At 53.8% G+C, this 20369-nt stretch carries 18 protein-coding genes; 2 read left to right on the top strand and 16 right to left on the bottom strand.

All coding sequences use genetic code 11. The features are described 5' to 3' along the window. Nucleotides 1-22: 22 nt before the first annotated feature. The 13 genes from NST84_RS13480 to NST84_RS13420 form a co-directional block, all read right to left on the bottom strand. Entirely contained in the window at nucleotides 23-1486 is a 1464-nt protein-coding gene (locus NST84_RS13480) for a circularly permuted type 2 ATP-grasp protein (protein ID WP_342566052.1), read from the bottom strand. 381 nt (nucleotides 1487-1867) lie between these two features. Next, complete coding sequence (gene ftsY / locus NST84_RS13475; RefSeq protein ID WP_342566051.1) at nucleotides 1868-2872, bottom strand: signal recognition particle-docking protein FtsY; 1005 nt, start codon at nucleotides 2870-2872, stop codon at nucleotides 1868-1870. An 84-nt stretch (nucleotides 2873-2956) separates the two neighbouring features. Next, nucleotides 2957-6526 (bottom strand): chromosome segregation protein SMC, encoded by a 3570-nt coding sequence (gene smc / locus NST84_RS13470; protein WP_342566050.1) that lies wholly within the window; start codon nucleotides 6524-6526, stop codon nucleotides 2957-2959. 205 nt (nucleotides 6527-6731) lie between these two features. Then, nucleotides 6732-7436 carry a ribonuclease III gene (gene rnc / locus NST84_RS13465; RefSeq protein ID WP_090715744.1) on the bottom strand — a complete coding sequence of 235 codons (705 nt, stop codon included), beginning with the start codon at nucleotides 7434-7436 and terminating at the stop codon, nucleotides 6732-6734. 15 nt (nucleotides 7437-7451) lie between these two features. Next, nucleotides 7452-8690, bottom strand: a complete 1239-nt coding sequence (gene fabF / locus NST84_RS13460) for a beta-ketoacyl-ACP synthase II (RefSeq protein WP_342566049.1) — start codon at nucleotides 8688-8690, stop codon at nucleotides 7452-7454. Nucleotides 8691-8908: 218 nt separating this feature from the next. After that, nucleotides 8909-9142: an acyl carrier protein gene (locus NST84_RS13455; RefSeq protein ID WP_019911228.1), complete on the bottom strand. Its 234-nt coding sequence runs from the start codon at nucleotides 9140-9142 to the stop codon at nucleotides 8909-8911. A 123-nt stretch (nucleotides 9143-9265) separates the two neighbouring features. Continuing rightward, nucleotides 9266-10015, bottom strand: coding sequence for a 3-oxoacyl-[acyl-carrier-protein] reductase (gene fabG / locus NST84_RS13450; RefSeq protein ID WP_342566048.1), 750 nt, complete (start codon nucleotides 10013-10015; stop codon nucleotides 9266-9268). Between the two features lie 45 nt (nucleotides 10016-10060). Next, entirely contained in the window at nucleotides 10061-10984 is a 924-nt protein-coding gene (fabD, locus tag NST84_RS13445) for an ACP S-malonyltransferase (RefSeq protein ID WP_342566047.1), read from the bottom strand. Nucleotides 10985-11062: 78 nt separating this feature from the next. Continuing rightward, nucleotides 11063-12052 carry a beta-ketoacyl-ACP synthase III gene (locus NST84_RS13440; protein WP_342566046.1) on the bottom strand — a complete coding sequence of 330 codons (990 nt, stop codon included), beginning with the start codon at nucleotides 12050-12052 and terminating at the stop codon, nucleotides 11063-11065. 8 nt (nucleotides 12053-12060) lie between these two features. Beyond that, nucleotides 12061-13050: a phosphate acyltransferase PlsX gene (gene plsX / locus NST84_RS13435; protein WP_342566045.1), complete on the bottom strand. Its 990-nt coding sequence runs from the start codon at nucleotides 13048-13050 to the stop codon at nucleotides 12061-12063. Beyond that, nucleotides 13034-13630, bottom strand: coding sequence for a transcription factor FapR (fapR, locus tag NST84_RS13430; protein ID WP_342566044.1), 597 nt, complete (start codon nucleotides 13628-13630; stop codon nucleotides 13034-13036). The genes plsX and fapR overlap by 17 nt, the downstream gene beginning before the upstream one ends. Nucleotides 13631-14689: 1059 nt before the next feature. After that, nucleotides 14690-14863 carry a 50S ribosomal protein L32 gene (gene rpmF, locus NST84_RS13425; RefSeq protein WP_019911234.1) on the bottom strand — a complete coding sequence of 58 codons (174 nt, stop codon included), beginning with the start codon at nucleotides 14861-14863 and terminating at the stop codon, nucleotides 14690-14692. Nucleotides 14864-14916: 53 nt separating this feature from the next. Beyond that, nucleotides 14917-15438, bottom strand: coding sequence for a DUF177 domain-containing protein (locus NST84_RS13420; RefSeq protein WP_342566043.1), 522 nt, complete (start codon nucleotides 15436-15438; stop codon nucleotides 14917-14919). A 150-nt stretch (nucleotides 15439-15588) separates the two neighbouring features. On the opposite strand from NST84_RS13420, the gene NST84_RS13415 reads away from it, so the two are divergent. Next, the gene (locus tag NST84_RS13415; protein WP_342566042.1) at nucleotides 15589-16827 is read left to right on the top strand and encodes a nucleotidyltransferase; all 1239 of its coding nucleotides are present in this window, start codon (nucleotides 15589-15591) and stop codon (nucleotides 16825-16827) included. On the opposite strand, the gene NST84_RS13410 is transcribed toward NST84_RS13415, so the two are convergent. After that, nucleotides 16805-17854 carry a SepM family pheromone-processing serine protease gene (locus NST84_RS13410; protein ID WP_342566041.1) on the bottom strand — a complete coding sequence of 350 codons (1050 nt, stop codon included), beginning with the start codon at nucleotides 17852-17854 and terminating at the stop codon, nucleotides 16805-16807. The genes NST84_RS13415 and NST84_RS13410 overlap by 23 nt on opposite strands. 136 nt (nucleotides 17855-17990) lie before the next feature. Between NST84_RS13410 and NST84_RS13405 the strand changes: the two genes are divergently transcribed. Continuing rightward, a complete protein-coding gene (locus NST84_RS13405) occupies nucleotides 17991-19220 on the top strand; it encodes a nucleoside recognition domain-containing protein (protein WP_342566040.1) in 1230 nt (409 codons plus the stop codon). Here NST84_RS13405 and coaD read toward each other — a convergent pair. Together coaD and rsmD are read right to left on the bottom strand one after the other, a co-directional pair. Next, on the bottom strand, nucleotides 19192-19710 hold the full coding sequence (gene coaD, locus NST84_RS13400) for a pantetheine-phosphate adenylyltransferase (protein ID WP_221799791.1): 519 nt from the start codon (nucleotides 19708-19710) through the stop codon (nucleotides 19192-19194). The genes NST84_RS13405 and coaD overlap by 29 nt on opposite strands. Next, the gene (rsmD, locus tag NST84_RS13395; protein WP_342566039.1) at nucleotides 19694-20356 is read right to left on the bottom strand and encodes a 16S rRNA (guanine(966)-N(2))-methyltransferase RsmD; all 663 of its coding nucleotides are present in this window, start codon (nucleotides 20354-20356) and stop codon (nucleotides 19694-19696) included. Before rsmD ends, coaD begins: the two co-directional genes overlap by 17 nt. Nucleotides 20357-20369: the final 13 nt, after the last annotated feature.

Here is a 20369-nt window from a genome sequence, read left to right as displayed (position 1 = left end):
TTAACCGGGCCAAATTCCGGTCTCAGGCCATAACCCAGGTATCCTTAACCCCGCCGCCCTGTGACGAGTTCACAACGAGCGAGTTTTCTTTCATTGCCACCCGGGTCAGTCCGCCGGGGATGACATGCGGCTTGCGGTCCGCACCCATCAGCACAAACGCCCGCAGATCGATATGACGCGGAACCATTGATGCGCCCGATAGTACAGGGGCCCGGGACAGGGACATGATTGGCTGGGCGATGTAACGGGCCGGGTCGGCAAGAATCTTCAGCCGGAAATCCATCAGCTCTTCCTTGGTCGCTTCGCTGCCGATCAGCATGCCGTAGCCGCCGGAGAGTGAGGTTTCCTTTACCACCATTTCGGACAGGTTATCCAGCACATATTGCCGTTCCTGCGGCCGTGACAGCAGATAAGTCGGCACATTGCCCAGAATCGGCTCCTCGTTAAGGTAATAACGGATCATGTCCGGCACATAGACATACATGGCTTTATCGTCTGCGACTCCGGTCCCCGGAGCATTGGCGATCGCGATATTGCCTGCCCGGTAGGCATTCATCAGCCCGGCAACGCCAAGCAGCGAGTTCGGCTGGAACGCCAGCGGATCAATATAATCATCATCCAGACGGCGGTAGAGCACATCAACCTTGCGCAGGCTGTTCATTTCCCGTAAATAGATTTTATGATCCTGGGCTACCAGATCGCGGCCTTCTACCAGATGAATGCCCATCTGCTGTGCCAGAAAAGCATGCTCATAATAGGCCGAGTTGTATTGGCCCGGGGTCAGCAGTGCTATAACCGGATCTCTGGTTCTGGACGGAGACAGGCTGCGCAGCACCGACAGGAACCGGTTCAGGCTGTGATCCACATCGCGGATAGAGCTGGCAAAAGCTAGTTCAGGGAACAGCTGGTTCATCAGCGACCGGCCTTTGAATAAATATGAAAAGCCGGATGGAGTACGGAGATTGTCTTCCAGTACATAATACTCCCCGTCATGGTGGCGAATCAGATCGATACCGGAGGTGGTCACATAAGCCCCGCCGGGCACCCGGAGTCCCGCCATCTCAGGACGAAAATAGACATTGCTGATAATCATGCGCCGCGGTACAATCCCGTCCTTTACAATATACTGCTCATGGTAAATGTCATGAATGAATAAGTTCAGTGCAGTAATCCGCTGGACAATACCAGCCTCCAGCCGCTCCCACTCTCCCTTGGGGATAATCCGCGGAATCATATCAAAGGGAATGGTCCGCTCCATCGGCTGATCCTGGGCCGGGTTATACAGTGTAAAGGTAATTCCTTCTTCCATCATCCTCCGCTGCATCAGCTTCTGCTTGGCTTGCAGCTCTGCGGGGCTCATCCCGGAAAACATCCGGCTAACATGCCGGTAATGAGGCCGGATACTCCGTTCGTCAGCATACATTTCATCATAAAAGTGCTCCAGCGGATACGGAGAAATACCGGGCAAAGGATCTAGTTTGGACATGAGCCCGACTCCTTTCGGAAGTTCAGATGTGTTATGTTTATTCACAAACTCTTTAAAATTTATAGATTTAATCACGAAAAACTTTAATTCTAATCTCATAATACGTAAATGATATTATTGATGTCAATATATATAACAGCAAAATGGAGTTTATGAACCATTTTGCATAAATGGAATCGCTTCCTTTCTCCTGAGCGTATTTTCCGGGTGCTGTATTGTAAGGATACAATGAATTGTATGCGGGAGGGCTGACAAGCAGTACTATTATGAATTTTTCATATGATGTATTTTTGTAATAATTAATAAAAAAGAACCCGTTCTCCTGCCTAAGCCGGAAAACGGATTCTATCCATCTTGTCTGATCAGATTCTATGAGAATTCTTACTCCTGCTCTTCTCCGGATTCAGCGGCTTCCTCGCTGATCATTCCGGCAAACAGGGCATGAACGAACTGGCCGGAGTCAAAGGTCTGCAGGTCGTCCATTTTTTCACCGAGGCCGACCAGCTTCACCGGCAGGTTCATTTCCTGGCGGATTGCCACGACAATACCGCCCTTGGCAGTGCCGTCCAGCTTAGTCAGGACAAGGCCGGTAACACCGCTCTTTTCACCGAACAGCTTGGCCTGGCTCAGTGCATTCTGACCGGTTGTTGCATCAAGCACCATCAGCACTTCATGCGGCGCGCTTGGAATCTCACGCTGGATGACCCGGAAAATCTTGTTCAGCTCTTCCATCAGGTTGCTCTTGTTCTGCAGACGGCCGGCCGTATCACAGATCAGCACATCCACATTCCGCTGCTTCGCGGCCTGCACGGCGTCGAACATAACCGCTGCCGGGTCAGAGCCCGCCTGCTGCTTGATAACATCCACTCCGGCCCGCTGACCCCATACCTCCAGCTGCTCAATGGCCCCTGCACGGAAGGTATCACCTGCCGCCAGCAGCACCTTTTTGCCTTCTTGTTTATAACGGTGTGCCAGCTTGCCGATTGTCGTGGTCTTGCCGACCCCGTTGACGCCGACAAACAGGATTACTGTGATGCCGTCAGGGTTCTCCTTCAGGCTGTTATCATCATCGCCGCGCAGCAGCTCCATCAGCTTGCGCGAGAGAATCGGCTGCAGCTCTGCAGCATCCTCAATCCGCTTCTGCTTCACTTCAGCCCGCAGTTCCTCTACGAGCGTCATTACGGTGTTAACGCCTACGTCAGCACCAATCAGAATTTCCTCAAGCTCTTCATAAAACTCTTCATCGATCTTTTTGCGGCGGATAATCAGGTCGGAGACCTTCTCAACGAAGCCCTTACGCGTTTTTTCCAGCCCGTCGCGAAAGCTTTTGGTTACACTTTCCGTTTTGCCGGAAATGGTTTCTTTCAATTTTTTAAAAAAGCTCATTATGGTCCCCCTCAATTATTATGGGGTAGCCGTGACAGTTCCAAATTCCCCTCCGCCACTCTTCCCTTTGTTGTTTTCAATTAACTAGGCAATAATCGCTTCCTCATCCTCCAGCTTCACGGAGACAAGCTTGGATACGCCGCCTTCCTCCATCGTGACCCCGTAGAGTACATCTGCTTCCTCCATCGTACCCTTGCGGTGGGTAACGACGATAAACTGGGTCTGCTCCGAGAATTCGCGCAGATATTGGGCAAAACGGACAACGTTGGCTTCATCCAGCGCGGCCTCGACCTCATCCAGTACGCAGAACGGAACCGGCTTCACCTGCAGGATGGCAAACAGCAAGGCCATAGCGGTCAAAGCACGCTCTCCGCCGGAGAGCAGCTGCAGATTCTGCAGCTTTTTGCCCGGAGGCTGGGCTACAATATCGATGCCGGTCTCCAGCATGTTCTCGGGATTAAGCAGCTGCAGATCCGCCCGTCCGCCGCCGAACAGCTTTGAGAACACGGTCCCGAATTCGCGCCGGATGGCATCAAAGGTCTGCTTGAAGCGTTTGGACATTTCCTCTTCCATCTCATGAATAACATGGTACAGGGTTGTTTTGGCTTCCACCAGATCATCCTTCTGGCTGCTGAGGAAGGTATAGCGTTCATGCACACGCTGGTACTCCTCGATCGCACCCAGGTTGACCTCACCCAAGGCAGAAATGCTGCGCTTGAGCCGCTGCACCTCCGCCTGGGCTGCCGGCACATCCTCCGGAACCGGATAACGCTGTTTGGCCAGCTCATAGCTCAGCTCGTAATCCTCACTCAGCTTGCGCAGAATATTGTCCAGCTCCACATCGAGCCGTCCGACAGATACCTCGGTTGTACGGAGCTTGTCCTCAACAGAGCGCAGCGCCTGCCGCTGGTCTTTGGTCTCCCCTTCAGCCAGCTCCAGCTTGCGTGTCAGCGCAGCCCGGTCTGCCCGGGCAAGATCAAGCGCTGCCGCGCTTTCGTCCCGCTTGAGCCGGTAGCTGTTCAGGCTCTCCTGCTGCTTCACCGCTTCGCGGACATTCTCTTCCAGATCCTGCTCAATGGTCATAAGCAGGCCGCGGCTCTGGCGCAGCTCTTTATCCTGTGATCCGGCATCCTGGCGCATCCGGCGCAGCTGCTCCTCAAGCGAGAAAATCTCCTGGTCCAGCTTGCCCTCTGTTACCTTCATCCCGGTCAACTTGCCCTGCAGCTCCTCTTTAGCCGATTCACTCGCTTTACGCTCTGATTCGGCACTGCGGATCGCCTCATGGGCAGCCTTCTCTTCCTGTTCCAGCCGGGCAAGCTCAGCTACTGCCTGTACCCGGCTTTCTTCCAGCGCCTTCACTTCGGCTTCAAAGCCGCTGCGCTCCGCACCGGCGCCATCCACCTGCTCCTGCACATGGCGCAGCTCCTGCTCAAGCTGCTTCAGATCACCGGTAACACGCTGCTCCTCCAGACGTTTCTCATCCCCGTCATGGCGCAGCTGCTCCAGCTTGAGGGACGCATTCTCCTGCTCGTCCTTCAACCGGCTGATGCCCTGCTTCAGCTTGCTGATCTGCCGTTCGCTTTCTTCTATCTCGCTGAACAGCTGATCCATCTGGCGCTTACGGCTCAGCAGGCTATTGTTCTTCTTATGCTGACTGCCCCCGGTCATGGAACCGCCGGCATTCACGACATCGCCTTCAAGGGTAACAACCCGGTAGCGGTATTGGCATCTGGCAGCTATTTTATTGGCCTGCTCCAGATTCTCAGCGATAACTACGTTGCCCAGCAGGCTGCCGACGATACTGCTATACTTCTCATCGAAGCCTACCAGATCGGCGCCGATCCCGACAAATCCGTCTGCCCCTTCTACCATACTGCGGTCACTGCCGCTAATCTGGCGCGGCCGGATGACATCCAGCGGAAGGAAGGTAGCCCGGCCCAGCTGGCGCTGCTTCAGGAAAGCAATCGCCTGGCGGGATACCGCTTCATTCTCCATGACTACATGCTGCAGTGAAGCACCCAGCGCGGTTTCCACCGCCATTTCCAGCCGCTCAGGTACGGAAATGAGCTCGGCTACTGCGCCATGTACACCGCTCAGCTGGCCTTTGCGGGCGCCCTTAAGCACTTCCTTAACGCCGATCATAAAGCCATCGTAGTCATCCTGCATTTCCTTCATCGTTTCATGCCTGGACACCTGCGCTTCACGCTTCTGCTCCCATTTGCGCAGACCCGACTGGGTTTCTTCAATCAGCTTATGCCGTTTGTTGGTCTGCTCACTCTCAGTAATATAGCTGTTGCGCAGATTGGCAATCTCATTACCCAGCCGGGCAATCTTGTCCTTTAGCGCTTTTTGGGAAAGGGACAGCTCCGCCAGACGGGCAGCCCATTTACCGCTTTCTTCAGCGCTGCGGCTCATCCGCCGCTCCAGGCTTTCTTTCTGCTGGTCCGCATAGCGGATCTCATTACGGGCCTGGGCCATCAGATTCATCAGCTCAAGCAAGGCGCTTTTGAGCTGCTCCTCCTTGCTCTGGCTGATGCCGCCGGCAACGCCCTCCAGTCTGGACTCTTCATCGGCCAGCTGTCTGCGAAGATCTTCCAGCGCCTGACGGGCCTGCTGCAGCTTTTGCTCCAGCTCAGCCAGCTCACGCTGCCGGTCTGCCGAACGTTCACCTACGGAACCCAGCGTGGCCAGCAGCTGTTCACGGTTCGCTTCCAGGTTCTTCTTGCGCTCCTTGAGCACTTCTCCATAGCCTTCGCTCTTCTCATAAGCTTCACTGTAGCGCAGCAGCTGCTCCTGCAGCTTCTCTACCTGCTCCTCCAGTGCCCGCAGCTCAGCCCGGCCGCTTTCCAGCTTGGCATCATGGGCCGAGACAATGGTGGAGAGCTCCAGCTGTTCCTTAGTAAGCACCTCAAGCCGGGCAGTTCCTTCTTTCCAGGCTGTATGAATGCCTTCAATCTGATGAACATAGACTGAGATTTCCTGCTGCTTGAGGTTCTCGCGCAGCTCTTTATAACGAATCGCCTTCTCGGACTGATCCTTCAGCGGACCAATCTGGTCCTCCAGCTCACTGATCAGGTCATGGATGCGCAAAAGGTTCTGCTCCGTCTCATCCAGCTTGCGTCCGGCGTCTTTTTTACGCGATTTATATTTAACAATACCTGAGGCCTCTTCAAAAATCCCGCGCCGGTCCTCAGAACGGGTGCTGAGAATCTCTTCGATGCGGCCTTGTCCGATAATAGAATAAGCCTCACGCCCGATGCCGGTATCCATAAAAAGCTCTGTAATATCCTTCAGCCGGCACGATTGCTTATTGATCAGATATTCACTTTCACCGCTGCGGTGCACCCGCCGGGTCACTGTGACCTCACTGAAATCCAGCGGCAGCACATGATCCTCATTATCCAGAGTAAGTGAAACCTCGCCATAGTTCACCGCTTTACGGGCATCACTTCCGGCAAAAATAATATCTTCCATCTTGCCCCCGCGCAGCGATTTGGCGCTCTGTTCACCAAGCACCCAGCGGATTCCGTCGGAAATATTGCTTTTGCCGCTGCCGTTTGGCCCTACTACAGCCGTGATGCCGCGCACAAACTCCATTTCCGTCTTGTCGGCAAATGATTTAAAGCCAGCCAATTCGATCCGTTTCAAAAACATATCTTGCCTATCACCTCTGACCTATTATAACATAGCGTTTCTGAAATAACCCCTCAAACAGGTCCTGTACATGCATGCAGAATCACAAACCGAAAAAGAGCAGCAAAGGTCTGACCTCCGCCAAAACGCCGGCATTCAGACCATTGCTGCTCTCCTCCGCTAATTGCCTGGAGTAGCCTTATCTTGTACGATTGCAACTACAGTTTTAAGCACCGTCTTCCTTCAAACGCAATAGCGCCGCTGCCGCTGCCTGCTGTTCCGCTTCCTTCTTGGAACGGCCGTTGCCTCTGCCCAGCGACTGGCTGGCCATGTACACCTCAGAAACGAACTCACGCTCATGCGCCGGTCCACGCTCTTCAATAATCCGATATTCCAGAGTACCTAAACCGTGATGCTGTATCAGCTCCTGAAGCTCTGTTTTGAAATCGCTCATCTGCATCTGCAGCTTGCCGTCCGTCTCCACCAGCGGGAATACATGATTATCCAGAAAGCGGCGCACTGTCTCCAGGCCCTGATCAAGATAAAGCGCTCCCACGAAGGATTCAAACACATCGGCCAGCAAGGCCGGGCGGGTTCGTCCGCCCGTAAGTTCTTCCCCTTTGCCCAGCAGTACAAAACGCCCGAAGCCCAGGCTCTCGGCAAATTTGACCAGCGAAGGCTCGCATACAATTGCGGCTCTCAGCTTGGTCAATTCTCCCTCAGGCCTGTCCGGCAGCAGGTTGTACAAATATTCGGAAACCGTAAGCTCCAGCACGGCATCGCCCAGAAATTCCAGACGCTCATTGTCCTGATGCTGGTTGAAACGGTGTTCGTTAACATAGGATGCATGGGTAAAGGCCTGCTTCAGGAGTACAGGATCGTGAAATTGGATTTGAAGTTGGCTTTGTAACTGCTTCAGGTCTCCTTTCACTGCACTGTTCTCCCCTTACTGTTTGTATTTTTTGAGAATAACGGTAGCGTTATGTCCCCCAAATCCGAACGAGTTGGACATAACGACGTTGAGATCCGCTTCACGCGGAACATTCGGAACGTAATCCAGGTCGCACTCAGGGTCCTGGTTGTCCAGGTTAATGGTAGGTGCAATCATATTCTTCTGCAGGGAAAGACCGCAGATGATTGCTTCAACGCCGCCGGCTGCACCAAGCAGATGCCCGGTCATCGACTTCGTCGAGCTGATTGCTACCTTATAAGCATGATCTCCAAGCGCCTTCTTCACGGCAGTCGTTTCCGACTTGTCGCCTGCAGGCGTAGATGTTCCGTGTGCGTTGATATAATCAATATCCTCCGGATTAATTCCGGCGTCACGGATGGCCATCTTCATGCAGCGTGCTGCACCGTCAGGGTCCGGATCTGTCATGTGATGGGCATCGGCACTGAGACCGTAACCGATCACTTCGGCATAGATCTTCGCTCCGCGCTTCTCAGCATGCTCAAGCGATTCCAAGATCAGAATGCCGGCGCCTTCACCCATTACAAAGCCGTCACGGCCAATGTCAAACGGGCGGCTTGCCTTCTCAGGCTCGTCGTTACGGGTCGACATTGCCCGCATTGCGCAGAAACCGGCCATACCTGTCGGACGAATCGTCGCTTCCGAACCGCCACAGATCATTGCATCAGCATCGCCGCGCTGGATCAGCCGGAAGGATTCTCCGATGGAGTGGCTTCCTGTTGCACAAGCAGTAACGGTCGTAGTGTTAGGCCCTTTGGCGCCGAGGTTGATCGACAGCTGTCCGGAGCCCATATTGGCAATCATCATCGGAATGAAGAACGGGCTCACCCGCTTAGGCCCTTTTTCGAGCAGCAGGTTGTGATTGTCTTCCCATGTTCCCAGACCGCCGATACCGGAGCCGACAGATACGCCGATCCGCTCTGCATCAATATCCTCACCGATCTTGAGTCCGCTGTCCTTCAGCGCTTCCTCACCGGCGGCTACCGCAAACTGCACGAACCGGTCCATCTTACGGGCTTCCTTGCGGCCGAAACGCTCTTCCGCATCGAAATCCTTAATTGAAGCAGCAATCTTCGTAGTATAATCACTGACATCAAAGGCATCCACCGTGGATACTCCGGATTTGCCGTTCATCAGGCTCTCCCAGAACGTATCCAGATCCTTGCCCAGGGACGTTATCACGCCCATACCGGTAACAACTACTCTATGACTCAAACGCAATCACCCCATCTGTAGGCTGTATACTTCATAATAACGAAGCACTGCTCTTTAAAATCTCTATATAAACTGCAATCCCCGCCAAAGCTTGTCTGCCTGCGGTTCTGTAATTTTCCCCGGTTAAAGGTGCGCTTGGCAGCCTTCAGACTTGCAAATGATGTGTAAAATGAGGAGAATCCCGTCCCCAGGGGGGCGGGACCCTCAATCATATGACTCTAGGTATGAGATTGTATGTACTTCACAACTTCACCCACGGTCGTAATCTTCTCTGCATCTTCATCAGAGATTTCCATGTCGAATTCATCTTCCAATTCCATAACCAATTCTACTACATCAAGAGAATCAGCACCCAAATCATCTTTGAAAGACGCTTCTAATGTTACCTCTGCTTCATCGGCACCTAAGCGGTCGATGACAATGCGTTTTACACGCTCCAATACATCGGACATCCGGTTCACCTCCTCTTTTGGTATTATACGAGATATGAAGTCAAAATACCATAGAGCATAAAAAACGCTTTCCGGCCGCCTCTTCCCGTTTCCTCCATAGCTGCTCAAAGTTTGCTTTAAGCCTTACATGTACATGCCGCCGTCCACATGGAGTGTCTGGCCTGTCATATAAGCTGCCCCCTGCGAGGCCAAAAATACAGCCGTGTTAGCAATGTCCTCCGGCCGCCCTAGCTGGGCAAGGGGAATCCCCTTCACCAGCTCGCTGCGGACTTCATCGGACAGCTCACGGGTCATATCGGTATCAATGAACCCGGGAGCAATGCAATTCACGGTGATCCCGCGGGAAGCCAGCTCCCGCGCCGCCGATTTGGTCATCCCGATTACCCCTGCCTTGGCGGCGGTATAATTGATCTGACCCGGGTTTCCGGTTACGCCTACAACGGAAGAAATATTAATGATCCGGCCGTAGCGCTGCTTCATCATCGGACGTGTAACAGCCTTAAGACAGTTAAACACACCTTTGAGGTTGGTTTCAATAACCTGATCAAATTCTTCTTCCTTCATACGCATAATCAGATTATCACGGGTAATACCGGCATTGTTAACCAGAATGTCGATTCTGCCCCAGGTATTGATCACCTCTTTGACGAGGTTCTCCGCCTGTTCACTGATACCGACATTCCCCTTAAGGGCGATGCCCTCCGAGCCCAGCTCGGCGATCCGTGCAACAGTCTCCTGCGCAGCAGCTTCACTGCCGGAATAGTTCACGGCCACCTTCACGCCTTGCTCCGCCAGTGCCAGCGCAATGCTGCGTCCAATCCCGCGGGAGCCGCCGGTGACGAGCGCCGTCTGGCCTTGTAATGCTGAGAACATTGTATATTCCCCTTTCCTTCATATGCCTGTGATAGGTTTCGGCAGTTATACTTCAGCCTGCACACTTTCCAGACTGTTAATGCCGATTACCTTGACTGTCTTGTCGATCTTGCGGATCAGGCCGGCCAGCACGCTGCCGGAGCCGATCTCTACAAAAGTATCCACGCCGTTTGCGATCAGCCATTCCACGCTGTCCTGCCAGAGGACCGGTGAATATACCTGACGGACAAGCAGCTCACGGATTTCCTCAGGATCAGTTACAGGTGCGGCAGTTACATTGACCACTACAGGCACAGCAGGAGCGGTAAAGGTTACACGCTGCAGTTCAGCAGCCAGACGCTCCGCAGCTTCCTTCATCATTGAAGAGTGGAACGGTCCGCTGACTTCAAGCGGAATCGCCCGCTTGCCGCCGGCTTCCTTAACCCGTTCCACCACAGCACTGACACCTGCCTGCGAACCGGATACAACAATCTGTCCCGGGCAGTTAACATTGGCCAGCTCAACAATATTACCTTCAGCGGTAATGCTGCGGCACAGCCCGGCAAGCGCCTCACGTTCTGCGCCGAGTACAGCAGCCATTGCCCCCTGTCCGCCCGGAACCGCTTCTTCCATAAAGCGTCCGCGCAGCCGGACAAGCTGTACAGCATCCTCATAAGAAAGGACACCGGCAGCCACCAGGGCGCTGTATTCGCCAAGGCTGTGGCCGGCAACATAATCCGGCTTCAGTCCCTTGACGCCAAGCGCTTCAAGGTAGGCAACACTTGCTGTAACAAGAGCAGGCTGTGTATTCACAGTCTGTTTCAGTTCGCTGTCCGGCCCTTCAAATACAAGCCGGCTCAGTGAAAATCCGAGCACCTCGTCACCTTTATCAAATACAGCACGGCTTTGCGGCAGTGCGTCATATACATCCTTACCCATACCGACTGCCTGCGCACCCTGACCGGGAAAGACAAATGCAATTTTACCCATTGTACGGACTCCTTCACGTAACCCATGTACCGCTTCGCTGCTGTCCGCAGCCGCCGGTACACCGGAATCATTATTCGTTTACCAGATCAATACGGAAGCTCCCCAGGTAAGTCCGCCGCCGAAGCCGACCATCAGCACGGTGTCGCCTTCCTTCATCCGACCTTCCTCTGCCGCCTCAACCAGGGCAAGCGGAATCGAAGCTGCGGAAGTGTTAGCGTAACGGTCTACATTGATTACGCATTTCTCTTCCGGCAGATCCAGACGCTGCATCGCGGATTGGATAATCCGGATGTTCGCCTGATGCGGTACAAACAGATCGATGTTTTCCTTGCTTAGCCCCGCCTTGGTAAGTACACGTTCCGTTGCTGTCCCCATTACCCGCACAGCAAACTTGAACACTTCACGGCCGTTCATATAAATGAAATGCTTCTTGTCTTCAATCGTCTGATTAGATGCCGGCAGACGCGAGCCGCCCGCTTCCAGCTTCAGCAGACTGCCGCCTGCGCCTTCTGCTCCCAGGTCAAACGACTGGAACCCGCGTCCTTCGGGAACCTCACCGAGAATTACCGCACCCGCACCGTCACCAAACAGGACACAGGTGTTGCGGTCGGTATAATCGGTAATCCGCGAAAGCGTGTCCGCACCGATAACCAGCGCATTATTATACATTCCGGTCTTAATAAAGCTTGTAGCCGTAGCAAGGCTGTAAACAAAGCCGGAGCAAGCCGCCGACAAGTCAAAAGCTGCTGCACTCTTGGCTCCCAGCTTATCCTGCAGAATACAGGCTGTGGACGGGAACGATGTGTCAGGAGTAATAGTAGCAATAATAATAAGGTCCAGATCTTCGGCTTTCATCCCTGCAGATTCCAGCGCCTTCAGCGCAGCTTCATAGGCAAGATCCGAAGTCGCCTCATGCGGCGCCGCAATATGCCGTTCACGGATACCTGTGCGGCTGACAATCCATTCATCATTTGTTTCGACTATCTTTTCAAGATCGCTGTTAGTCAATATTTGCTCGGGCACATATTTTCCTGTACCGATAATCCCTACTGAACGCAACTGATTCATATCGTCACTCACTTCCCGCTAATTTCCTTGGATATGCTGGACACTAGGCCCGCCTGCAGCGCAATCCGCGCCTGTCTGACCGCATTCTTCACAGCGTTGCCGTCTGAGGAGCCGTGGCCCTTTACGACCAGACCGCTTAGGCCGAGAAGCGGCGCACCGCCGTGTTCCTTGTAATCCATTTTGCCTTTGAGACTTCGCAGCTCCGGCATCAGAATGGCTGCACCGAGCTTTGTTTTGAGGGACTTGCTGAACTGCTCCTTGAGGAGGGAGAACATTGCTCCGGCCGTTCCCTCCAGTGTCTTGAGCAGGATATTTCCGGCAAAGCCGTCGCATACAAGCACATCACATGCGCCTGTAAGCACATCGCGCGCTTCCACATTGCCGACAAAATGAATGCCCGGCAGCGCTTCTAGCAGCGGATAAGCTTCCTTGGTCAGCTCATTGCCTTTGCCCGGCTCTGTGCCCACATTGAGGAGGCCGACGCGGGGTCTGGCAATTCCGTGCACCTTGCTGCGGTAGATGCTGCCCATAAGCGCATACTGGGCCAGGTGGTGCGGTTTGGCATCCATATTGGCTCCGAGATCCAGTGCCAGCACGCCGACATCATCAAGTGTCGGAATCATCGGGGCCAGCGCAGGACGTTCTATACCGTCCATCCTGCCCACCACCAGCAGCCCGGTAGTCATCAGCGCCCCGGTATTCCCGGAAGAAATCATGGCATCAGCTTCGCCTTCGCGCACCATTCTGCCGGCTACCACCATCGATGAATCCTTTTTACGGCGTACCGCCTTCACCGGTTCATCATCTGAACCGATCACCTCACCCGCATGACGAACTGTCACATTGGAAGGCTTATTCTTCAGCAGCGGTGCAAGCCTGGCTTCGTCGCCAACCAGCACCAGCTGGGTATCGCTCCATTCTGCGGCCGCAGATAACGCACCTTCCACATTACATTCAGGTGCGTTATCTCCGCCCATGGCATCAATGGCGATCAGCATTGCGGTTTCCCCCTTCGCTGTTTTCTTCAACTGCAGAGCGGTACACTATGAAATGTCCCTGAAACACTAACTCTTCTCCTACATACGTAAACACGTCCACTTCGGCCTTGCCGCCCCGGCCGGCAAGCGAACGCACCTGCGCTTTGGCAATACATTTCTCTCCGAGCCGCACCATCCGCACAAACCGGATATCGGCGGAAGCCGTCAGCGCAATCTCGTCGTTGATTACAGCTACCGCCAGCGAATTCGCCTGGCCAAACACATAATGGCCGCGGGCGATCCCGTTTCTGGAAAAAACATGCTCATCACGGATCTCGAATATGGAAATACCGCTCTTATCCAGCTGCAGATCAACAATATCACCGACCACTTCATCAGGCGGCAATGAGCGGACCTGATCATAGGAGTGCTCTGCCATCTGCTTCATCCGTTCTCGCAGTTCCGGTATTCCCAGCTCCAGCCTGTCCAGCCGGATTGTCTGGATGCTCACCTTGAGCTGCCGGGTCAGCTCCCGGTCTGTCACAAAGGGATTGCCGTCTATGATCTGCAGCAGCTTCTGCTGGCGCTCTTTCTTGGACATCCGCTCTATGGCGGCTCACCTCCTGGCACATGCTCGGGGCTACAACGGCTGGACCATCCGGAAGCGGAAGGTCTATCGCAATAGCATGGAATATAAAAATGATTTATGGCAATATGCCTTAGTATTCTTATATCGTGAAAAAAGCATCCGGCCGCGGAAAGGCCGCTGTCATCATAGCTGTTATGGTTAAAATTTCATTTTAGAACCTGGTACTAATATGTAGTATAAAGCATCAGCCGCCAAAAATAAAGCATTGACATGAAAGTTACATTCACGAGTCGTCCTCCGCCTGGCGGGTCAGCTCCAATACAGGATACCGGCAAGCTGGGGATCAAGCGGTAAATAGCGGAATGTTGTTATGTATGAAACGGGACTAACTCGTGCCGGCTGCACGAGTTTTGAGGAATCGACATCTGCAGCCACCTGATACTCCACCGGATGTAACGGACTGAGCGGCCTTTATTTGTGATGATATGCCCTTTTTAGCAGGCTAACGGACACCAGCGCCGTTAATAGCTAACATCAACTTAAAAAACAGCTTTAGAATAGGTAATAAGCACACTACGGCCCGTTAGACGGGAAATCACCCTCTTTTGGTGAAAATAAAGGCGCTGGTGTCCGTTAGACTCAAGTGTAGACTGACTGTCTGATTTAGTGAGCGTTTCCCACCGCTGCAGTCATTAAAATTTGTGCGAAAGTAACCCTTTCTACCACCATTCCAATGTTTTCTGAGAAGTTCTAAACTATTGCCGATCGGCATTCCCAAAGAAATGATTCTACAGCGCACTATCAGCCGGGGTAAGCGGGTAATGATCAACTAAATCCGGGATGAACGCATTAAAGAGAAGCTCGATTGGAAAAACGTCACTTAATTCCACAGTTTGAGCACCCAAAGCGGATTTCGGGCTAAAATCAGCTGCGATTTTACAACAACTTATCAATAAAATCCAGTTAATGTGTGAAATGAAGTGACAAAAATCCAATCAGGTACCGAAAAACTCTTCCGCCCATAAAAAATAGCACCCCACCCTAAGATGAAGTGCTATTCCCTATCACAAACTATTGTTTGATGATTTCTCTAGCTTTGTAAGTTCCGCAAACTTTGCATACGTGGTGAGCCAGTTTCAGCTCTCCGCATTGTTCACATTTCACCATACCTGGTACTACCAGTTTGAAGTGAGTGCGACGTTTGTCGCGGCGAGTTTTGGACGTTCTGCGTTGTGGTACTGCCATGATTATCAGCCTCCTGAATTTGTGTTTGACCCGTTATAACCCGGGATTTGTTCTTAGTCATCTTGCTTGGTAAAGAATCCTTTCAACGCAGCAAGCCGGGGATCGACTACTGTGTTGTCGCAACTGCAGGTGCCTTCGTTCAAATTTTGTCCACATGTCTGACAAAGACCAAGACAGTCTGCCTTGCACAATACCGAATCCGGTAAGTGCAGTACGAAGTTTTCTTCCGCGTAAGGAACAAGATCCACAATCTCGTCCTCAACGTAGATGATTTCGTCATCTTCGTCTTCTGGAAGAAGCGGCTGCTTAAGCCATTTGAATGTTTCAGCAAAAGGAATGTTCAATTTGCTGTTAACCTCGCTGAGGCAACGTGCACATAACATGTCCACATTCCCTTCCAATGTTCCCACCACGTTCACACTATCGGTTCCCGCGGGCAGCGCTTTAAGGTTCACTGTAAGCGGTGCAACAGCAAGTATATCCTTCCGCCCTTTGACAAGCTCGCTGATATCCAGTGTTTCATGGAGATGCAGGGGCTCATCGGCATTAGCCAATTTGCGAAAGTGAATCTTCATATTCATCACTCCAAACAAACAAAAATTATTATACCTAGAATTACCGAAGTTTGTCAACCATTTTTCCTTTATATTGTTTCGATAACCGGGACAACTTATGATATAACTATTAACCCAATATATCAAATACGATTTGGAGTGACACGTCCAGTGACTACTGTCGGCATCATCGCGGAATACAATCCTTTACATAACGGCCATGTCCATCATTTTAATGAGGCCAAAAGACTGTCCGGTGCAGACACCTCCATCGTGGTGATGAGCGGCCCGTTCACCCAGCGCGGCGAGCCGGCGGCGGTGAGCAAGCAGGCCCGCACGGAGATGGCGCTGCATATGGGCGCCGACCTCGTGCTGGAGCTGCCGGTCGGCTACGCCCTGCAGCCGGCCGAATGGTTCGCCTTCGGAGCAGTCTCACTGCTGGAAGCGACCGGGGCCATCGACAGCCTGTGCTTCGGCTCCGAAGCAGGCCATTTAAGCGAGCTGCTCGGGCTGGCGGAGTTCCTGGCCGATGAGAGCAGCGAGCTGCAGGAGGAGCTCCGCCGCCGCCTGGCGCTCGGAGCGGGCTTCCCGGCCGCCTACAGCGCAGCTGCGGCGGCCGTGTGGTCCCGGACTCCCGGCAGGCACGGAAGTCCGGCCCAGGCCGAGGCGCTGCTGCGGCAGCCCAACAACAGCCTCGGCCTGCACTACCTGATCGCGCTGCGCCGGCTCGGCAGCGCGATCAGGCCCCTCACCGTGCCGCGCACCGGCGCGGGGTTCCACGACCCGCTGCAGGGCGGGTCGTCCATCGCCAGCGCGACGGCGATCCGCCGGCTGCTGCTGGAGGGCGGCTCTCCGGCGGCATACATGCCGGAATATAGCATGTCCATTCTGGAAAGGGAGCATGCGGCCGGCAGAGGCCCGGTTAGTCTCGAGGACTTCCGCAGCCAGCTGCGCCACGTCCTCGTAACCCGGACCGCCGAAGAGCTGCGGGAGCTCCAGGATATGAATGAGGGGCTCGAGAACCGGCTGCTCAAGGTATTGCCGCACCTGCATCAATTCACCGTAAGCGGACTCCTGGATGCGCTAAAAAGCAAACGCTACACGCATACCCGCCTGCAGCGTCTGCTTGTTCATACCTTATTAAATCACAGCAGAGCTGAGCTGGCTCCGTCCCTCTTAGCCGGCGGCCCCGGATATATCCGCGTGCTCGGCTTCCGGGAAAGCGGCCGCAAGCTGCTCAAAAAGATGAAGCAGACCGCGGCCTGGCCTGTTGTCCTCTCACCCTCGCAGTTCTCCCATCCCGGATTGGACCGTGACCTCCGGGCAGCTGCCGCCTACGCAGGAGCATTCACTAACCCGCAGCGGGCTGACCTGTACGCTGACTATCTCAAGCCGCCGGTGATGATGTAGCCGGCAGCTTGGTCATGTAATCCAGCGCCTCATCCAGTGTGGATACAGGCACCAGCTTCATGGAGGTGCCTATTTCGTCTGCCTTGGCTTTGGCCTCGTCATAGTTTTTGACAGGCACAAAAAACACCTCGGCCTGCTCACGGTCGGCAGCCACTATTTTATGCTTGACCCCGCCTATAGCTCCTACAGTGCCTTCAGCAGTAATGGTGCCCGTCCCGGCGATTCTATGCCCTCCGGTCAAATCCCCAGGTGTAAGCTGATTATAGATTTCCATAGTAAACATAAGCCCGGCTGACGGTCCCCCGACATCTGTATCCGTGAAGCTGACAGCCTTGCCGGCAACCTTTGGCTCGACCTTCTGGACAGCTCCGATAACTACGCCAAACCCGGGTTTCCCGGCTCCGGTATCCGCATCTTTTACTTCAACCAGCGTTACCTGCTCGGTGATTTCCTTGCCATCCCGCTGCAGTACGGCCTCCACCTTGTCCCCGATTTTCCGGGAGGACAACAGTGCCGATAAAGCCTGAGGATCGGGGATATGCTGCCCCTCCACACTGATAATCCGGTCTCCCGGGCGGAACTGTCCGGGATTAGTCGTATCAGGCACAGAAAACACATACAGGTAGTCCACTACGTCCTCGTAAGGAACACCCGCCGCATGATAAGCAGCCTGTACGGCAAAAGACTGTGAGCTGTTCATATAATATACCTGCTCTGCTGCATATTCCTGCTCCGATTTGTCCCCCAGCCGTGTCTCCTTCAGCACAACCTCACTGTTGGAATTAAAAATGGACGCTATCAATAGCGCTACATTGGCATAGCTTGCCGACACGGTGGTCATCATGAACGTGCCCTTCTCGTCCTTATCCGCGTTCTCCACCTTGATCATCGGCGCGACCTCAGAGGCCCGCCCGGGCTGATACACAATATAAGGCGTATTCATAAAAACGGTAACGTATAGTATAACCACAAAAGTAAACAAGTAGGCGATCGCGCGGAATCCTACCCGGCGTTTTTGCTGCCTCAATGCTATTCCCTTCTTTCCTGCGCTCTCTGCCTGCTTCAAGCAGCCCGTGACAGCTGTGGCATGATGGTTGTCTGCTGTGCATAAATTGATAACAGTCGTAAGCCATGTTTTAACCTATGAAGAGGTGATGCTCAAAATGAATAACGTTAAAATGCGGAGAATAACTTCAGCTTCGGCACCTTTTCTGTCCGGGGCAGCAGCCATCCTGCTGGCGGCTGCTATCATTTCAGCCCCGGAATCCTCTTTTGCGGCTTCACTCCAGGGCCTGAAGCTCTGGTGGACGCTGATTTTCCCGGCACTGCTGCCGTTCCTGATTCTCTCGGAAATGCTGACCGCCTCAGGCTTCGTGCACGGCTTTGGTGTCCTGCTGGGTCCGCTCATGACCAGAGTGTTCCGGCTGCCGGGAGCCGGCGGCTGGACACTGGCCCTTGGGATGACTGCCGGATTCCCCGCAGGGGCAGGCGGTGTGCAGCAGCTTCATAAGCAAGGCGGCATTTCGGACAAGGATGCCGGCCGCCTTGCGTCACTCGCTCATTTTGCAAGCCCCGTAACGCTAATTATCGTTGTCGGTGCGGCTTTCCTGCACAGCCCTGCAGCAGGTTATGCCCTGCTTGCCATTCACTGGCTCTCCGGTTTGGCCGCAGGCTTCACCGCAGCCCTGTTCTCAGACAGGGACCCTAAAGCTGCCGGCACCAGACAACCGCAGGCTGTTAAAACCGCCCGGTTGCCGTCAAGGGTCCGGCAGGCGATACTCGATGCACGCGAACAGGATGGCCGGAGCTTCGGCAGACTGCTGGGCGAATCCGTAGCCACCGCAGTACAGAGCTTAATGGTCATCGGCGGATATATGATCATGTTCTCCGTTGTTATCAACATTATATCCGCCTGGTTTCCCCGGCTGCCGCAAGGGCTTACTGCCAGCATACTTGAAATCCATCTGGGCGCCAATGCTGTGACTTCGCATGTTGCAGAGCCGTTTGCCTTTAGCGCAATGGGGGTAACCAGCCTTGCGCTCCTGTCTGCGCTGCTCGGGTGGAGCGGGATCTGCGGGCAGCTTCAGGCACTGACCGCCTTGAAGCAGGCCAAAGCCCGGTTTCTTCCATTCGCCGCCGGCCGGCTGCTGCATAGCCTGTACGCTTTTGGTTTAACCTTTGTACTTTGGCAGCCGCTGCAGAAGGTGCCGGCTGCTGCACTGCCGGCGGTCAGCGGTACAGAACCGGCAGGCTCTGCAGGCATTGCCGGTCCGCTGGCCGTCTGGAATATGGTCCCGCAGCTGCTCAGCCTGCAGGCTCTTCTTTTGCTGCTGCTTACTGTATTGTCAGCAGCAGTTTATATCATTATCTGGTTCCGGCGTCCAGCTGGCTAAACTTAAGCTTCATCGCCTGCTCGACTTCAGGAGTAACAAATTCGGATACATTTCCGCCGAAATGCGCCAGCTCCTTCACCACACTTGAGCTGAGATAGGAATATTTCGGATTCGTCATCATAAAGATAGTCTCTACTTCAGGATCAAGGCTGTGATTAATTGAAGCGGTCTGCAGCTCATATTCAAAGTCGGTGACCGTACGAATCCCGCGCACGATGACCTGGGCATTCTTTTGACGCAGATAATTCACCAGCAGATCCCGGAAGCTGTCCACCTCCACATTCGGAAGATCCGCCGTAGCCTGCCGCAGCAGCTCCGTTCGCTCTTCCACGGTGAACATCGGTTTTTTGCTGAGATTATTAAGCACGGTGACAATCAGCCGGTCAAACTGTTTGGCAGCGCGCCGGATAATATCGATATGCCCCATCGTAACCGGATCGAAGCTTCCCGGATAAATGGCGACACGTTCTTTTCTAATTTGCAGACTCATCGTTACCCTCCTTGCCGCTTCCGCCAGCTTCCTCAGAAACAGCTTCATACTGATAGATGGAGATCGCCGTCTCACCATATATAGCCTGCCGTGTCCGGTAGAATCCCGGAATATGTTCAGGATAGGCATAGCTTGACTCATGCTCCAGTACAATCACCGCCTCAGGATTAAGCAATCCTTTGCCGGCCATGGTCTGCATTAGTTCATCCCCGTGCTTCAGCCGGTACGGCGGGTCCAAAAACACAAGATCAAACGCCCGCCCCCGCTTCTCCAGCGCACCAAGCGCTCTTCCGGCATCATTGCGGTAAACCTCAGCCTGCTCTTCCACCTTTGCCGCTTTCAGATTTGCCCGTACTGTGTCGATGCTTTTCTGCTCCATGTCCACAAAAACCGCACGGTCCATTCCTCTGCTTAGCGCTTCAATCCCAAGTCCGCCGGTACCCGCAAACAGATCCAGCGCGATGCCGCCATCAAAATAAGGCCCGATCATGCTGAACAGCGCTTCCTTCACCTTGTCGGTCGTTGGACGCGTCCCGTTACCCGGAACACTTTTCAGGGGTCTCCCCTTGGCACTTCCCGATACAACTCTCACCGATTCACCTGCTCTATGTCTCTGTTTGTTATGCCGTTTGGGGCATAAGTCCAAGCCTATAGTACCA

Origin of the sequence: Paenibacillus sp. FSL R7-0345 (genome assembly GCF_038595055.1) — a bacterium.
Lineage (GTDB): Bacteria > Bacillota > Bacilli > Paenibacillales > Paenibacillaceae > Paenibacillus_AQ.
Note: the sequence above shows the minus strand (reverse complement) of the source record. Positions and strands in the feature narration are given on the sequence as shown.

Bases quoted from the DNA above. Each gene is read 5' to 3' on its own strand.
- NST84_RS13480 (WP_342566052.1), bottom strand. From the start codon at position 1,486: ATGTCCAAACTAGATCCTTTGCCCGGTATTTCTCCGTATCCGCTGGAG.
- coaD (WP_221799791.1), bottom strand. From the start codon at position 19,710: ATGAGTCTGCAAATTAGAAAAGAACGTGTCGCCATTTATCCGGGAAGC.
- fabG (WP_342566048.1), bottom strand. From the start codon at position 10,015: ATGTTCTCAGCATTACAAGGCCAGACGGCGCTCGTCACCGGCGGCTCC.
- fapR (WP_342566044.1), bottom strand. From the start codon at position 13,630: ATGTCCAAGAAAGAGCGCCAGCAGAAGCTGCTGCAGATCATAGACGGC.
- rpmF (WP_019911234.1), bottom strand. From the start codon at position 14,863: ATGGCAGTACCACAACGCAGAACGTCCAAAACTCGCCGCGACAAACGT.
- NST84_RS13420 (WP_342566043.1), bottom strand. From the start codon at position 15,438: ATGAAGATTCACTTTCGCAAATTGGCTAATGCCGATGAGCCCCTGCAT.
- NST84_RS13405 (WP_342566040.1), top strand. From the start codon at position 17,991: ATGAATAACGTTAAAATGCGGAGAATAACTTCAGCTTCGGCACCTTTT.
- smc (WP_342566050.1), bottom strand. From the start codon at position 6,526: ATGTTTTTGAAACGGATCGAATTGGCTGGCTTTAAATCATTTGCCGAC.
- plsX (WP_342566045.1), bottom strand. From the start codon at position 13,050: ATGCTGATCGCCATTGATGCCATGGGCGGAGATAACGCACCTGAATGT.
- NST84_RS13440 (WP_342566046.1), bottom strand. From the start codon at position 12,052: ATGAATCAGTTGCGTTCAGTAGGGATTATCGGTACAGGAAAATATGTG.
- ftsY (WP_342566051.1), bottom strand. From the start codon at position 2,872: ATGAGCTTTTTTAAAAAATTGAAAGAAACCATTTCCGGCAAAACGGAA.
- fabD (WP_342566047.1), bottom strand. From the start codon at position 10,984: ATGGGTAAAATTGCATTTGTCTTTCCCGGTCAGGGTGCGCAGGCAGTC.
- NST84_RS13455 (WP_019911228.1), bottom strand. From the start codon at position 9,142: ATGTCCGATGTATTGGAGCGTGTAAAACGCATTGTCATCGACCGCTTA.